11 protein-coding genes and 1 riboswitch are annotated in these 15,393 nt (G+C 69.2%); of the genes, 4 read left to right on the top strand and 7 right to left on the bottom strand.

Translation table 11 applies throughout. The features are described 5' to 3' along the window. The 5 genes from ACPEES_RS17820 to ACPEES_RS17800 all read right to left on the bottom strand — a co-directional run. Positions 1 to 2,219 (bottom strand): hypothetical protein (locus ACPEES_RS17820; protein WP_435104925.1); only part of this gene is annotated, 2,219 nt, incomplete at its 3' end. Between the two features lie 942 nt (positions 2,220 to 3,161). Next, on the bottom strand, positions 3,162 to 5,339 hold the full coding sequence (gene uvrD / locus ACPEES_RS17815; protein ID WP_435104930.1) for a DNA helicase II: 2,178 nt from the start codon (positions 5,337 to 5,339) through the stop codon (positions 3,162 to 3,164). Positions 5,340 to 5,519: 180 nt separating this feature from the next. After that, positions 5,520 to 6,467, bottom strand: a complete 948-nt coding sequence (locus tag ACPEES_RS17810) for a LysR substrate-binding domain-containing protein (protein ID WP_435104924.1) — start codon at positions 6,465 to 6,467, stop codon at positions 5,520 to 5,522. A gap of 167 nt (positions 6,468 to 6,634) precedes the next feature. After that, positions 6,635 to 7,306, bottom strand: a complete 672-nt coding sequence (locus ACPEES_RS17805) for a response regulator transcription factor (protein WP_435104923.1) — start codon at positions 7,304 to 7,306, stop codon at positions 6,635 to 6,637. Then, the gene (locus tag ACPEES_RS17800) at positions 7,296 to 8,954 is read right to left on the bottom strand and encodes an ATP-binding protein (RefSeq protein WP_435104922.1); all 1,659 of its coding nucleotides are present in this window, start codon (positions 8,952 to 8,954) and stop codon (positions 7,296 to 7,298) included. The genes ACPEES_RS17805 and ACPEES_RS17800 overlap by 11 nt, the downstream gene beginning before the upstream one ends. A gap of 423 nt (positions 8,955 to 9,377) precedes the next feature. Here ACPEES_RS17800 and ACPEES_RS17795 point away from each other — a divergent pair, with 423 nt between their 5' ends. Next, positions 9,378 to 9,668, top strand: coding sequence for a BufA1 family periplasmic bufferin-type metallophore (locus ACPEES_RS17795; protein ID WP_435104921.1), 291 nt, complete (start codon positions 9,378 to 9,380; stop codon positions 9,666 to 9,668). Here ACPEES_RS17795 and ACPEES_RS17790 read toward each other — a convergent pair. Both ACPEES_RS17790 and ACPEES_RS17785 read right to left on the bottom strand, forming a co-directional pair. Beyond that, a complete protein-coding gene (locus ACPEES_RS17790; protein ID WP_435104920.1) occupies positions 9,656 to 10,384 on the bottom strand; it encodes a DUF481 domain-containing protein in 729 nt (242 codons plus the stop codon). The genes ACPEES_RS17795 and ACPEES_RS17790 overlap by 13 nt on opposite strands. 206 nt (positions 10,385 to 10,590) lie before the next feature. Next, the gene (locus tag ACPEES_RS17785) at positions 10,591 to 11,892 is read right to left on the bottom strand and encodes a cobyrinate a,c-diamide synthase (protein WP_435104929.1); all 1,302 of its coding nucleotides are present in this window, start codon (positions 11,890 to 11,892) and stop codon (positions 10,591 to 10,593) included. A gap of 144 nt (positions 11,893 to 12,036) precedes the next feature. After that, a riboswitch (cobalamin riboswitch) is annotated at positions 12,037 to 12,271 on the top strand. A gap of 164 nt (positions 12,272 to 12,435) precedes the next feature. On the opposite strand from ACPEES_RS17785, the gene ACPEES_RS17780 reads away from it, so the two are divergent. The 3 genes from ACPEES_RS17780 to cbiE are packed head-to-tail and all read left to right on the top strand — an operon-like array spanning position 12,436 to position 15,316. Beyond that, complete coding sequence (locus ACPEES_RS17780; RefSeq protein WP_435104919.1) at positions 12,436 to 13,380, top strand: sirohydrochlorin chelatase; 945 nt, start codon at positions 12,436 to 12,438, stop codon at positions 13,378 to 13,380. A gap of 3 nt (positions 13,381 to 13,383) precedes the next feature. After that, a complete protein-coding gene (locus ACPEES_RS17775) occupies positions 13,384 to 14,049 on the top strand; it encodes a precorrin-8X methylmutase (protein WP_435104918.1) in 666 nt (221 codons plus the stop codon). After that, the gene (gene cbiE, locus ACPEES_RS17770) at positions 14,042 to 15,316 is read left to right on the top strand and encodes a precorrin-6y C5,15-methyltransferase (decarboxylating) subunit CbiE (protein ID WP_435104917.1); all 1,275 of its coding nucleotides are present in this window, start codon (positions 14,042 to 14,044) and stop codon (positions 15,314 to 15,316) included. The genes ACPEES_RS17775 and cbiE overlap by 8 nt, the downstream gene beginning before the upstream one ends. Positions 15,317 to 15,393 lie beyond the last annotated feature (77 nt).

Raw genomic sequence — 15,393 nt, 5'->3', positions numbered from 1 at the left:
GGCGGGGCGACATCGCCCGGGTCCGGCGGCAGGTCGCCGCCACCGTTGTCATCGTCGTCGTCATCATCCCCGCTGCCGGTGACGTCGGTGCCGTCACTGGCGTTGCCCGCCGGGTCGCTGACGACGACGTGGTAGGTGTCGGTGGCGCTGCCGCCGAGGGTGGCGGTGAACGCACCCTGGGCGTCGGCATCGACGGTGACGCGCTCGCCGGTGCGGGTGTTGGTCACGGTCACCCGCGCGCCGGCCTCGACGGCGCCGGCGGCGCCCGTGACGACGGCTTGGCCGCTGCCGTCACCGGTGACGCTCACCCGATCGCCGGCGACGGGCGCCGGGGCGACGGTGTCCAGGGTGACGTCGAGGGTCCGGGTCGCCTCGTTGCCCGCCTCGTCGGTGGCGACGAGCTCGATGGCGTTGCCGCCCTCGGTGAGGGTGAGCGCGTGCTCGAAGCCGTTGTTCGCATCGGGTTCGACGGTGGCGCCGTCGATGCGGAGCTCGGCCGGCTCGCTCAGGCTGCCCTGCACCGTGAGCGCGGCCTCGTTGGTGATGTGGCCGTCGCCCGGGTGGTCGACGAGGATGTCCGGGGCGATGGTGTCGAGGGTCACGCCGACCTGGGCCTCGGCGAGGTGGCCGGCCGGGTCGATGGCTTCGACCAGCAGCGTGTTCTCGCCCTCGTCGAGGGTCAGCGTGTGCTCGAAACGGTGATCCAGGTCCAGGAAGACGGCGGTGCCGTCGATCTCGACGTCGGCGGCCTCGTTCACCTGACCGCGCACGGTGGTCTCGGGCTCGTTGGTCAGGGTGCCGTCGCTGGGGGCGTCGACGGTGAGCGCCGGCGGGACGGTGTCCACTGTCAGCGCGAGCTTGGCCGGATCGGATTCGTTGCCCGCGGCATCGGCGATGGTCGCCGAGAGGTTCACCGGGCCTTCCGGCAGGTCGGCGGTGGGCACGCAGTCGGCGGTCTCGTTGCCGGGGGTGCAGTCCACCGGCAGCTCGCCACCGTCGGCGCGCAGCGCGAGGGTCTCCGCACGGGCGCCGGCATCGAACTCGAAGCCGAGCTCGGGGCGACGGGTGTCGACATGGTCGCCGTCGGCGGGCCGGGTGAACGCGAGCGCCGGGGGAATGACATCCGCGCCGGTGGTGATGGCGCGGATGAGCGCGAGGCGGCGCTCGGCGCGGTAGTCGAGCTCGGCGAGGGCTTCGCCGTCGGCGCTGAAGTGGGCGACGCCGCGCAGGCCGCTCACCCAGACGCTGGCGTCGGCGGGATCGGCGGCGAGGTGGAAGAGCACGCCGCGCAGGGCGCTGGCCCAGCGCGGGCGGAAGCTCACCGCCGCCGAGCCACTGGCGTCGATGCGGGTGAGCCGGCGCAGGCCGGCGGCCCAGACACCGCCCTGGCCGTCGGCGTCGAGGTGCAAGGCGCCGTCCACGGAGGCGGTGAGCCGCCGTTCGCCGGAGACGGCATGACGGACGACGGCGCGGGGCAGCGCGATCCAGACTGCGTCGTGTTGTGGCGCGTAAGCGAGCGCGAGGGCGCGTTCCAGGAAGCCCAGGTCGAGCGGCTCGCGCACATCGCCCGACGCCGAGACGGCGAGGACCCGGCCCCGCCAGTCGGTCAGCCACAGCGAGCCCTCGCTCGCCACGAAAGCGGCATCCCGGGCACGGGAACCCAGCGTCGCCTCGGCAAGGCGTTCGCCGTCGGCGCCATAGCGGTAGACCGATCGGCCGTCGACGAGCCAGACCTCGCCGGTGGTCTCGTCGACGGCGAGGTGCGTGCCGGCGGCGGTGCCGAAGGCCTGCCGTTGGGTGGTCGTGAGGCCGTCGACCGCCTCGTCGAGCACCGCGGGGACGTCGGCACGCGATTCGTCGCGCGCCTCGCGTTCCGTCGCCACCGAGCTGCGCCCGAGCAACGTGGCCTCGACGGGGAGGTTCCGCACGCGCCCGCCGGCGAGGTCGTAGGCCACGAGCCGCCCCGGGCGGTACGCCCAGACCAGGCCGCGGGCGGCATCGGCGGCGAGCGCCTTCACCCGGCGGGCGTCGGGGATCTCCAGCTCGATGGCGGCATCCGTGGCGGCGACCTTGAGCACGCCGCCGGTGTCCGCCACCCACAGGACGTCGCTATCGGGGCTCGGGGCCGCGTTGGCGGTGGCGAGGCAGGCGAGGCAGACGACGAGGAATGCAGCGACCCAACGGACCGCAACGTCCCTGACACGGTCGAGGCTGACCATGGAAATGCTCCCTTTCCGGTGGTTGCCGCCCGCTGGTGGGACGGAAACCGGCGCTCACTTGGCTTCCGTGTAAACGCGCTGATACACAGATTGTCTCGCGAAGAGCGCTAGAGCGTAAGACACCCTCATAGGGGGTTGTCAAATACACTTGTTCGCCCGCCCGCTTGGGTCTAGTGCCACGCAAACATGGGGCGCGGGCAGGAAAACCGCAGTCTTTCGAGCCTTCCATAGAGCCAGAACCGGACTGAGCTCGTCATCGATTGATCGTCCCGCGTGGACGACGCGGTAGCTGGCCGTGACCGCAAAGCAGCAACACCGCCCGCTCCGGGGACCATGTCACCCCGGACGGGTGAATTGCGTCCTCGGATAGGCAACCGTCCAGCCCGGGAGTCGAGCCCGGCCCATTTCGAAATTGGGCTACGCGGCCCTGAGGAGATGATGATGCGAACCTGGATGTCGGGTTCCTGAAACCGCCAGCGCCGTGACATAGGAAGGTTTCGTCAAAGGCCCCTCAGGCGAAAGAGCGCAGTGGCAAACGCCGAATTCCGACAGAGGATCATCGCATCGGTACTCGGAGTGTCCCAACGCTCAAGGCTTCGTCAACGGGCAGGGAACCTCCGGCCTGTTCCAGTAGATCCGTCCGGAACTGCACGCGTAGGCATTTCCGGCTCGGCATTGGGGGTTTCCGATGCACCCGCTGGCAGTCGAGTGCGATGGTTGGGTACACCACGGGCGCTTTCTTCACCGATTTCAGACGCGACCGGGGACGACATATGCCGCTGTTGCTCGAAGCTAGGCGGGTGTAGCGCTTCTACACTGCCAAGATTCTAAACAGCCGGGAGGCCGCAATCTAGGTGCGCTCCCAGCTTGTCGGGGCATTCGAGCTTGCCCGCTGGTGTTCTTAGTGCCCTGGGTGGTTAGTTGTCGTCCTCCACGATCCGATCAGCAGGCCTGGAGATTGGCGTAGGCGGCCACGAGCCACTTGGTGCCGGCGTCGTCGAAGTTGACCTGCACGCGCGCACCAGCGCCGCTGCCCTCGTACCCGAGCACGGTGCCTTCGCCGAACTTCTGATGGCTGACGCGCTGCCCCAGGGGAAACGCGCCGTCGCCCGCCGGCTCGGCCACACGTGTGCCGGCACCGACCGCCAGACTCGGACGGCTCACGGAGAACCGCGCGCGTACCTCGTCCACCAACTCGCCGGGGAGCTCGCTGACGAAACGCGACGCGATGCCGTATTCATCGCGCCCGTGGAGCCGGCGTCGCTCCGCGTGGGTCACGAACAGGCGCTCGCGGGCACGGGTGACCCCCACGTAGGCGAGCCGCCGCTCCTCTTCGAGGCGTCCGGGCTCGTCCACGGACATGCGATGGGGGAAAAGCCCTTCCTCGAGGCCGGCGAGGAAGACCACCGGAAACTCCAGACCCTTCGCCGAGTGCAGTGTCATGAGCTGGACGCAGTCATCCCAGGCGTCCCCCTGGCCTTCGCCGGCCTCGAGCGCGGCGTGGGCGAGAAAGGCGGTGAGCAAGTCCATGTCCTCGTCCTCGGGGCGCTCGCCTTCCTGCTCGTAGGTGCGCGCCGCGCTGACCAGCTCGTCCAGGTTCTCCAGTCGATCACGGGCGCGGTCCGAACCCTCCTGTTCCAGCGCGCCCCGCAGCCCGCTCGTGGCGAGCACGGTGTCCACCTGATCCGGCAGGGCCTGATCGTGGGTCTGGTCCGCGAGCGTTTCGATGAGCTCGAGAAACCCGCTCACGGCACGCGCCGCACGGCCGCTCAGCCCGCGGCCGTCGACCATTGCCCGGGCGGCATCCCACAGGCTGCGGCCCTGATCGCGGGCGGCGAGCCGGATGTTCTCAACGGTCTTGGCGCCGATTCCCCGCGCCGGGGTGTTGATCACGCGTTCGAGGGATGCGTCGTCATGGCGGTTGGTGAGCAGGCGCAGGTAAGCGAGGGCGTCCTTGATCTCGGCGCGCTCGAAGAACCGCAGCCCGCCGTAAACGCGGTAGGGCGTACCCCGGCCGATCAGCGCCTCCTCGAAGGTCCGTGACTGGGCATTGGAGCGGTAGAGAATGGCGAAATCGCGCCGGGCGTAGCCCTCGGACTCGCACATCTGCTTGATGCGCTCGACCACGAAACGCGCCTCGTCCTGCTCGTTGAACGCGGCGTACAGCGCAATGGGCTCGCCCTTGGCGCCGTCGGTCCACAGCTCCTTGCCGAGGCGGTCGGCGTTGTTGGCGATGAGCGCGTTGGCCGCCCCCAGGATCGTCTGTGTCGAGCGGTAGTTCCGCTCGAGCCGATAGACCACGGCGTCGGGGTAGTCGCGCTGGTAGTGTTTGAGGTTCTCCACCCTGGCGCCACGCCAGCCATAGATGGACTGGTCATCGTCGCCCACGACGAAGGTATCGGTCTCGTCGGTGGCGAGCAGGCGCAACCACTGGTACTGGATGCCGTTGGTGTCCTGGAACTCGTCGATGAGCACGTGCCGGAACCGGCGCCGGTAGTGGCCGAGCAGATCCGGATGCGCGCTCAGCATCTCGCAGCAGCGCAGCAGGAGCTCGGCGAAGTCCACCACGCCGGCGGCGCGGCTGGCCGCCTCGTAGGCCTCGTAGACCTCGACCATACGTCCGGCGTAAGGATCGCTGCGGTCCAAGGCATCCGGGCGCAGGCCTTCGTCCTTGCGGCCATTGATGAATCCCTGGAGCTGGCGCACCGGATACCGCTTGTCGTCGATCTGCAGATCGCGCATGACCCGCTTGACCAGGCGGCGCTGATCCTCGCTGTCGAGGATCTGGAAGCCGCGGGGCAACCCGGCCTCGTCGTGATGCAGCCGAAGCAGGCGATGGGCGATGCCGTGGAAAGTGCCCACCCACATGCCGCCACCGGCCACGCCGAGCAGCTCGCCGATGCGCCCGCGCATCTCCGCAGCGGCCTTGTTGGTGAAAGTCACCGCCAGGATGGACCAGGGCGAAGCATCGTGGACCCGCACCAGCCAGGCGGCCCGGTGAGTGAGCACGCGTGTCTTGCCGCTGCCCGCACCGGCGAGTACCAGGGCATGCCCCAGGGGCGCGCCCACGGCCTCGCGCTGGGCCTCGTTGAGGGGGTCGATGAGATCGGAGACATCCATGGCGCGGGATTGTAGCAAAGCGCGTGCGCCTGCTGGCGGGCGCGCTTTGCTACAAGTGAAAAGTGGAAAGTGGAAAGTGAAAAGTAAAAAGACAGCCCGCTGGCCACAGTAATGACATATGAGTCGAGAGTCTCAAGGCACAAGCAACGCATAGCGGTGCTCACTTTCAACTTTGAACTTTCAACTTGTCACTGGCGCGCCAGCCGCCTCCCCGGCAAGCGCTTTCACGGCATCGAGCTCGCGAATGACCTCCGCGACCGCGCGGATGGTCGGCTCGCGTGCTGAGCCCTTGCGCCAGTAAAGCGCCATCTCGCGAGTGGGTGTCGCGTCGCTGAAGCATCGCAGCTCCACCGAGTTGCTGTTGGGCAACCCGGCAGCCGCCTCTGCCGCGAGCGCGGGCAGCAGCGTGATACCGGCACCGGAGGCGACCATCTGGCGCAGCGTCTCCATGCTCGTGGCACGGAACTCGGCATCCTCGCGGGCGCCCACCATGCTGCAGACATCCAGCGCCTGATCCCGCAGACAGTGCCCCTCCTCCAGGAGCAGGATCTGCTCGCTGGTGAGGTCGCCGATCTCCACCGGCTGCTTGCGGGTGAGCGGGTGGCCCGACGGCAGGGCCAGGTAGAAGGGTTCGTGGAACAGACTCGCGTGCATCAACCCCTCGCCGGGCACCGGCACCGCCATTACCGCGGCGTCCAGCTCGCCACGACGCAGCCGCTCCAGCAGCCGCGCGGTCTGCTCCTCGTAGAGCAACGGTCGCAGACGCGGATAGGTCGCGCGCAACTCCGGAATCAGGTGCGGCAGCAGATACGGGCCGATGGTGGGGATCAGCCCCAGGCGCAGGTCCCCCATCATGGGGTCGCCGGCGGCGCGAGCGGTATCGACGATGTCCGCGACCTCGTTGAGCACGTGCCGCGCCCGCTCGGCGATCATCTTGCCGATAGGCGTCAACATCACCTGCTTGTTGGTGCGCTCGACGAGCTGCACGCCCAGGTACTGCTCCAGCTTCTTGATCTGGGTGCTGAGCGTGGGCTGGCTGACGTAGCACGCTGCTGCCGCCCGGCCGAAGTGGCGGTGGTCGGCGACGGCTACCAGATAGCGAAGGTCGCGGAAATTAATCTGGATCATCCCGTGTGTATCAATTGAAAACCACGATCCCATTGATGCGGATAATTATAGCCCCCATGCGATGACCGTGCCTAGGAGCCTGTCGGGATCGTACAGCGATGGCCGACGTCGCCGGCCACACGGAAGGCGCGCGAGAGACGAAGCCAGACGGCCTCCGCGCCGGTCGACTAGCGGTCGGAGGCCTGCGGCTCCTCGCGACTCGCCGACGCGAGGCGGTCATGATAATCCGGGTGTGCAAGCACGCGACGCACGAGCTGGGAGACGTTGTCCACACCCATCTTCTGCAGCACCCGGGCGCGATGGATTTCCACCGTCCGCGTGGAACAGTCCAGCTCGCGGGCCACGATCTTGTTGACCTTGCCTTCGATGAGCTTGTCCATGACTTCGTGCTCACGGGGGGTGAGCGTGGCGACACGGGCACAGACCTCGGCCTCGGCCTCGCGCTCGCTGCGCCGCTCGCGGTCAAGGGAGAGCGCCCGGTCGACGCAGTCGAGCACCGCCTGATCGCCGAACGGCTTTTCCAGGAAATCCAGCGCGCCCGCACGTACCGCACGCACCGCCATGGGGATATCACCGTGGCCGGAGATGAAGATCACCGGCAGGTCGATGCCGCGGCGGGCGAGCTCACTCTGCGCGGTCAGCCCGTTCATGCCCGGCAGCCGCACATCGAGGATCAGACAACCAGGGCGCCCGGGGTCATAGTCATCGAGGAAGCCATCCGCGCTCGCCCAGGCCTCGACCCGCCGCCCCATCGATTCGAGCAGCATGACGAGGGCGTCGCGGACGTCCGGGTCGTCATCGACGATGAATACGGTGGGGTCGTCGAGGTTACGTTCCATGATGCTCCCTCGGCATAGTAACCGGTAAAACGAAGCGGAAGATCGTGCCACCACCCGCACGCGGCGCCACGGTGAGCGTGCCGCCGTGGTGCTCGATGATGGAACGGCTTATCGACAGCCCGAGGCCAAGGCCTTCGTCGCGGGCGCTTACGAATGGCTCGAACAGGCTCTCGCGCAAGCCTTCGGGTACGCCGGGGCCGCTATCGGCAACAGAAACCGCCACGTTCTCATCGCCGTCGCGGGCAGTGGCGATCTCGAGGAAACGCTGCGTCGACGGGCGTTCCTGCAATGCCTCCACAGCATTGCGCACGAGGTTCACCAGCACCTGATGAATCTGCACCGGCGCGGCCGGCACCGTCGGCAGATCGGCGGCAAGCCGCGTCTGTACCGTGACCTCACCGTGACGCAGCGAGGGGGCGGTCAGCTCCAGGCTGTCACGTACCAGCTCGTTCACGTCCACCGGTTCGGTCTCCGGCGAACCGCGGCGCAGGAAACCGCGCATCTGCCGGATGATCGCACCGGCTCGCTGAGCGCTGTCGTCGAGGCGCGTCAGCGCACGGCTGAGCGCCGGCGCGCTGTCGTCGTTGACCATCCGCCGCGCCGCCTGGGCGTAGGTGGCGATGGCGCACAACGGCTGGTTGAGCTCGTGAGCGAGGCCCGCGGCCATCTCACCCATGGCGCTCAATCGCCCGGCGTGGGAGAGCTCATGCAGGTAGAGCCGTGCTTCGTCCTCCACCGCTCGGCGCCCGGCAATTGCCGCAGCTAGGAGTAACCCGGTGAGGCTGACCATGGCGAGATGGGCATGCAGCGAGAGCATCCCGTGGCGCAGGTCACCGATGGCGAACGGGCCGTGCCCGCCCGCTGTCAGCGCAACGGCGAGCGCAGCGTGACCCACCAGAACCCAGGCGGTCACCGAGGGCCCCGTGCGCATGGCCGCCCAGATAATGAGGGGAAAGATGGCATACGACAGCGGTCGCGCGAGCATGGCATCCGGCGGCAGCAAATCCCCGTAAATGACCGCCGAGCTCGCCGCCACTGTCAGCATCAGCGCTGCGATCTCGCCCACCTGGGTGCGGGTGAGACAACGCGGCAACGCCACCAGAATGGCCGGAGCGAGGAGCAGGATGCCCATCAGGTCCGCCACCCAGCACACCCACCACAGCGATCCGAAGCCGGACCAGCGGGCTATGCCCGCCAGCCACAATACCCCGGAGCCGACGAGCGAACTCACCACACTCGCCGGGATCGCGCCGATGAGCAGAAAGCGCAGCACGTCCACCGGGCGATCGAGGGCGAGACGTACGCCCACACGAGCGAGCAAGTGGGCACCGAACCACGCGGCCACCGCGGTACCGATCCCGACCGACGTGGCGACCGCCACACCGTGGTTCATCCCGAAATGCGTGACGAACGCACCCAACCCGGCGCCGATCGCCGCCGCCGGCCCCAGACGGCAGGCAAGCGCGAGCGCCACGCCGGCAGCGGGCCACAGCAGACTCACATTCGCCCGCTCGAACATGAACACCATACCGGCCTGACCCGCGAGCCAGTAAGCCACGGCAGCAAGCACCACGACGCCCCCGAAGCGCAGCAACAGGCTCGAATTCAAAGAGACGTCGATGGGTATGAGAGCGGTGCGCGTGTTCATTACCGTCGAGTGTAGCCGTAACGCCACCGCCCGCCGAATACGTAATCCCCGCAGGCAGTTACTAGTCAGCGAGGCTGTCGGGCGTTCTCGCAAGGCGCGAGGCGCGTGGTGTAGCAAGCGCTACATGAGCAACGAGCAACGCCGCGAGAGCGCCCGACAGCCTCGCCCGAAGGGAGCGTTTGTGCGATGCGGCTGCGGCGTTGCGCTCGCTTGACGTGAGCCCCGCCACGCCGGCGCGTACGCGCCTTGCCCCCGAACCGCTGTGGCGCTCTGACACATGACAATACCGCCGAGAAGATTAGTACGTGCTCCCCCCGATTCCTCTCCCATACCCGTATCGGTAGCTTTGGCGGGCAGGGTGAAACGAGACCGCGGCGTCGGCAATCGCGCCGGCGGCATAGCGTGATGTGGGGAGGGATGGCAATGACACGCGCCCAGGGCGTGCTTTACGCCGCGTTCGCAGGGGCCGTCGCGCTGGCGGCGACGGATGGCGGCACCGGTGCCGCCGAGGGCATCATGGAGAAGTGCTTCGGCGTAGCCGAGGCCGGCAGGAACGACTGTGCGACCGCCCGTAACGCCTGCGCCGGCACGGCGGAGCACGACGGCCTCGGTCACACCTTCGTCGTCGTCCCCAAAGGCACTTGCGAAAAACTGGTCGGTGGCAGCCTCCGCCCCCAGACCGACGAATCCTCTGAAGCCGGTCAGAACCCGTAGACGACGCCGGCGGAGAGGCGGGTATCCACAGCGGCGACGTCATCCGGCGGATCCGCCTCGTGGCGCACCCGGTAGGCGAAACGCAACGACAACCGGGACCACAGCTCGGTAGTGACGCTGGTGGTCGAGCGGCTCAGCGTGCTCTCGGTTCCCAGACTGGTCTCCAGCGTTTGCTGGAACTCGGTGTAAGGGTTGAGCTGCCAGAACAGCCGCATCACCCCGCGCATCGTTGCCTCGCCGCCGCTGTCGGCGTCGACGACGCCCGGGCGGGCACGCCGATATCGGAAACCGGGCCCCGTCTCCAGGGCGAGCCGGAAGGTATCGGTGTCGTAGAACCTGTAGCCGACACCGCCGGAACCGGCGAGGCTGTATTCGTATCCCGAGAAGCGGTCGTCCTCCCCGCTGGACTGTGCGTAGACGTAGGCACGGTCGTTGACGGAGTGATCGACCTGGCCCTCGACGAAGTAGCGCTCGGCGGTGGCCTCTCCCGCCTGGGATTCGTTGTAAGCCTCCAGGGCCAGATGCTCGCGCCAGCGAGTCTGCACCCAGTCGAACGAGGCGTTCAGGCCGAAGGTACGCGACTCCGTATTGCCCGTGGTGCGCGTGAAGTTGAACTCCGTCTCGCCACTGAACGGTTCGCCGTCGAACGAATCGGCTGCCGCCGGTACCGCGGCCACGGCGAGCAACACCGACAACGCGACGCAGAGGACGCGCATGGGCGTATTCCCTTGCATGGCTGGGTTGGCGGAATGCTATCCGCTGCACGCGCCACTGGCGAGCGCCTCCGGCAACACCCCGCCGGCTCGCCGGCGAGGCGCGGCGCGAATGGCCGGATTTCGACGGCCACCCACCGCGGCGACACCCGACCGAGGGGCTGTCGCCGACGGACAACGCCGGGGGCACCGCTCTGCGATTCGACGCGTCAGTCGCCGTTGCCGCGGAAAAGGTCGGCCACCGCCTGTGGCGCCGTTGGGAAATACGCGTGGAAGTAACTCGCCGTCAGCCCCCGGCTACGGTAGACGGCCTCGGCCGGGCTGCCTCCACGACGCCGCGTGTGTGTCGCCGGCTCCAGGGGCGTATCCAGCGCCGAGTGGTGGAACGTATGCCCCCGCAGCTCGCCGCCCGGCAGATCCAGCGCCTGAACGCCGAGCCCCTTGAGACGCCCGGCCATGGCCGCGGTGCCGGGCACCAGCGCACACATCTCATGCGCTTTGCCATCCGCATCCACCAGTTGCTCGGCGCAGTACATCAGACCACCGCATTCGGCGAGAATCGGCCGCCCCGCGGCGTGATGGGCCTGCACGGCCTCACGCATGGCCGTATTCGCCGCCAGCCGCGCGGCATGGAGCTCGGGATAGCCACCGGGCAGCCAAAGCGCATCGCACTCGGGCAGCGTGGTGTCGGTGAGTGGCGAGAACTCCCGCACCTCTGCGCCCATGGCCGCGAGCAGCTCCAGATTGGCGCGGTAGACGAAGGCGAAAGCGTCATCCCGCGCCAGGGCGATGCGCACGCCTTCGAGCCGTTGCGGCGGGGGCGCCGGCCTTTCCCCCTCGAGGGTGACCGTCGCCGGGAGCGTATCCAGCCCCGCTTCGCCGAGAACGCCGGCGATAGTATCCAGGCGTTCGTCGAGATCGACGATCTCCCCCGCCTGCACCAATCCGAGGTGACGGTCGGGAATGCTCAGCGCCTCGTGCCGCGGCACCGCGCCGATGAGGGGCATGCCCTCCGGCAGGCTCGCCGCGAGCATGCGGCCGTGCCCCGGGCTGCCGGTGCGGTTGGCGATGACGCCGGACAGGCGTACGTCCCCGCGATAGCGGTCCATCCCCAGCGCCAGCGCCCCGAAGGTCTGTGCCATGCCCGAGGCGTCGATCACCGGGACCGCCGGCAGATCCGTCATCGCCGCCAGCTCTGCGGTCGCCGGATCACCGTCGAACAGGCCCATCGCCCCCTCGACCAGGACCAGATCCGCCTCGGCGGCGGCCTCGGCGAGGCGCCAGCGGCACTCTGCCTCACCGGTCATCCAGGGGTGGAGCTGATAGACGGGGGCACCGGAGGCCTGCTCCAGCACCATGGGATCCAGATAGTCCGGACCGAACTTGAACACCCGCACCCGGCGGCCGGCGTTGCGGTGCAGTCGCGCCAGTCCCGCGGTGATCATGGATTTGCCCTGGCCCGAGCCCGGCGCGCTGATCAGCGCCGCCGGCGCCGAGCCGCGTACACTCATGCTCGACATCGTGTCGTCCTGCCGTTGAGCCCGCCGCCTGCAGTGGCGGGGATTGCCTTCGATGGGCGCGACATCCTACCCGTGCACCGGCGTCGATACGAGCGTCGTCGGTTTGACTTCGCCACCCCGGCGGGGGTAGCGTCCCTGCTCCAATCCGCTCTCGGGTGCCCTGTGGCGAATCCGCCGCGAGGGTGAAACGGGAACCCGGTGGGGCGCCGCCGCCGCGTGACGCGCCGAATCCGGGACTGCCCCCGCAACGGTGAGCGTGTGCCGGTGGACCATCCCGGCCACTGTGGCGTAACGCCATGGGAAGGCGGTCCACCCCGGGCGACGAGGCCCGCACGCGAGTCCGGAGACCGGCCCGGAGAGCCTGAATCGACCGGCTGCGCGGAGGGGCGCGCCGTCGAGGAATGCCATTGACCGGGCGCGCCAGTCGTCGTCGGGCCGGCGCGGACGCGGCGGCCATGCGCCGGTGCCCACCTGCATCCTCGCTGCCCCCAACGCGGCTTCGACGAATACCGCATCACCGGGTGAGGAGCACGCATGATGAACACCGAACCGCCCGCCGTCCTCGTGGTCGGCCACGGCTCCCGTGACGTCGAGGGCGTGGAGGAATTCCACACCCTCGCGAGCCATCTCCGCCACCAGTTCCCCGAACGCGACTGCGAGACCGGCTTCCTGGAATTCGCCACGCCGCTGATCAGCGATGGCGTCGACCGCCTGGTGCAACGCGGCGCCCGACGCATCACCGCGGTACCCGGCATGCTCATGGCCGCCGGCCACGCCAAGAACGACATCCCCAGCGAGCTCAACGCCCTGCAACAGCACCACCCGGAGGTGGAAATCCGCTACGGCACCGAGCTCGGCGTCCACGCCCGGATGATCAAGGCGGCCGGCGCCCGCATCGAAGAGGCGGAAGCCGACGCCGGAGCCGATTACGACCGGGCGGATACGGTCTTGCTGGTGGTCGGCCGCGGCGCCTCCGACTCGGACGCCAACAGCAACATCTCGAAAATCGCGCGCATGCTCTGGGAAGGCATGGGCTTCGGCTGGGCGGAAGTCTGCTACAGCGGCGTCACCCGCCCGAGCATTGCCGAAGGGCTCAAGCGCGCCAGCATGCTCGGCTTCCGCCGCGTGCTCGTCTTCCCCTACTTCCTGTTCACCGGGCGGCTGGTCAAGCGCATCTACGATACGGCGGACGAGTTCGCCAGCGAGAACCCCGGTATCGACGTGGTCAAAGCCCCCTACCTCCGTGACCACCCCGAGGTCATCGCCGCGTTCATCGACCGGCTCCATACCACCGAGCGCGGCGAGGGCCGGATGAACTGCCAGCTCTGCCAGTACCGCGAGCAGATTATCGGCTTCGAGGACCGCGTCGGCCAGCCCCAGGAGGGTCATCACCACCATGTGCGCGGTGCCGGCACCGACGCCGACCACAGCCATGGCCATCACCATCATCACCACCACACCCACCATCACGGGGGGTGACCGGTGACGCCGCTCGTGCCACCGTTCGACTACGTCACCGATCCCGGCGAGATCGAGCGCCGCTCATTTGCCGAGATCCGTGCATGCACGGATCTCGGCGGATTCGGCCCCCGCACCGCGGAGGTGGCCATGCGCCTGGTGCACGCGAGCGGCGACCCGCGGATCGTCGACGCTCTGGTAGCGGGCGAGGCGGCGGCCGCCGCCGGCGTCGCGGCGCTGACTGCCGGCGCACCGGTGCTCTGTGATGTGGAAATGGTCCGCCACGGCCTGACGCGGCGGTTCCTGCGCGGCGAGCCCGAGTGCTTCCTCCACGACCCCGATACCGTCGCCCGCGCCAAGGCGAACGGCATCACCCGGACCATGGCCGGCGTGGATGCCTGGCGCCCGCAGCTCGCCGGCGCGGTAGCCGTAATCGGCAACGCCCCCACGGCGCTCTTTCGCCTGCTGGAGATGCTCCACGCCGGTGCTCCGTGGCCCGCTCTGGTAGTGGGTATGCCCTGCGGCTTCGTGGGCGCAGCGGAATCCAAAGCCGCGCTGGCCCACCTCGTCGAGACCGAGGGGTTGCCGGCAATCCTCGTGCACGGACGTGCCGGGGGCAGCGCACTCGCGGCCGCCTGCATCAACGCCCTGGCCCGCATGGCGTGTTCCGAGGCGGAAAGCGGTGTCTGACGCGATGATGGCGACGCACGGCCCGGTCATCGATGTCGTCGGCCTCGGCATCGCCGACACCGCACCGGCACACCCGGCAGCGCAGGCGGCGCTGGCCGAGGCCGAGGTCATCTTCGGCAGCCCCCGCCAACTCCGCGCCGTCCCTGACAACGGCGCTACACGCGAGCCTTATCCCAGCCCCTTCTCGGCGCTAATCCGGCGCCTCGCCGCCCACGAGGGCAAGCGTATCTGCCTGCTCGCCTCCGGCGACCCGCTCTTCCACGGCGTGGGCGCCTGGGCGGCCAGACGGCTGCCAGCCGAACGCCTGCGCTTTCACAGCGCGCCCTCCAGCGTGCAGACGGCTTGCGCCCGAGTGGGCCTGCCCACCGCTGAGTGCGAGACGGTGAGCCTCCACGGCCGCCCCCTGACACGGCTACGTGCCCGCCTCCACGGCAACCGGCTCTACGCCCTGCTCGGTGACGCCGAGGCCACGCCGCCCGCCATCGCCCGGGAGCTCGTCGCCGCCGGCTTCCCCGACTCGCTCATGTGGATCGCCGAACGCCTCGGCGCGGCCCAGGAGCGGATCACCACCACCGATGCCCGCACACTCGCCCACGACGGCGGCGAGTTCGACCCGCTGCAGGTCACCCTGGTGCGCACCCGCGGCCCGGGGGGCGTGCTGCCCGAGTTCCCCGGCCTGCCGGATACCGCCTTCGATACCGGCGCGGCGCCGGGACGAGGGCTCATCACCAAGCGCGAAGTGCGCCTCGCCGTGCTCTCGGCCCTCGCACCCCGCGCCGGCGACGTGGGCTGGGACATCGGCGCCGGCTGCGGCGGCGTAGCGGTGGAGTGGGCGCGCTGGAACCCGCGCGTGCACGTCTACGCCATCGAGCGCGAGGCCGGCCGCCTGGCGCACCTGTACACAAACCGCGACCGCTACGGCGTCGACGCCAACCTCACCGGCGTGCACGGCGAGGCCCCGGCAGCCCTCGCCGACCTCCCGGACCCGGACGCGGTGTTCATCGGCGGCCACGGCGGGGTATTACCCGAGCTGCTGCGCCTCGCCCGCGAGCGCCTGCGTCCCGATGGACGACTGGTAGCCACCGCCGTCACCGAGCCCGCCCGCCGGGCGCTCATCGACTTCGCGGACGCCACCGGCAGCGAGAGCAAGCTCACCGAGCTCTCAGTCGCCCGCGGCGATCGACTTAACGGCGAGCTCCTTCTGCGCCCCCAGCTGCCGGTGCTCATCCTCGCCTGGTCGAAGAGGGACGATACCGATGGCGTCTGACACCCACCGCGCTCTAACGGCACCCTTCGTCAACCCCGCCGACGCCGCGGACACGCCCCGTCACCTACCCGGGGCGG

It is taken from the genome of Arhodomonas sp. AD133 (assembly GCF_051195215.1).
In the GTDB taxonomy this organism is placed as follows: domain Bacteria; phylum Pseudomonadota; class Gammaproteobacteria; order Nitrococcales; family Nitrococcaceae; genus Arhodomonas.
Note: the sequence above shows the minus strand (reverse complement) of the source record. Positions and strands in the feature narration are given on the sequence as shown.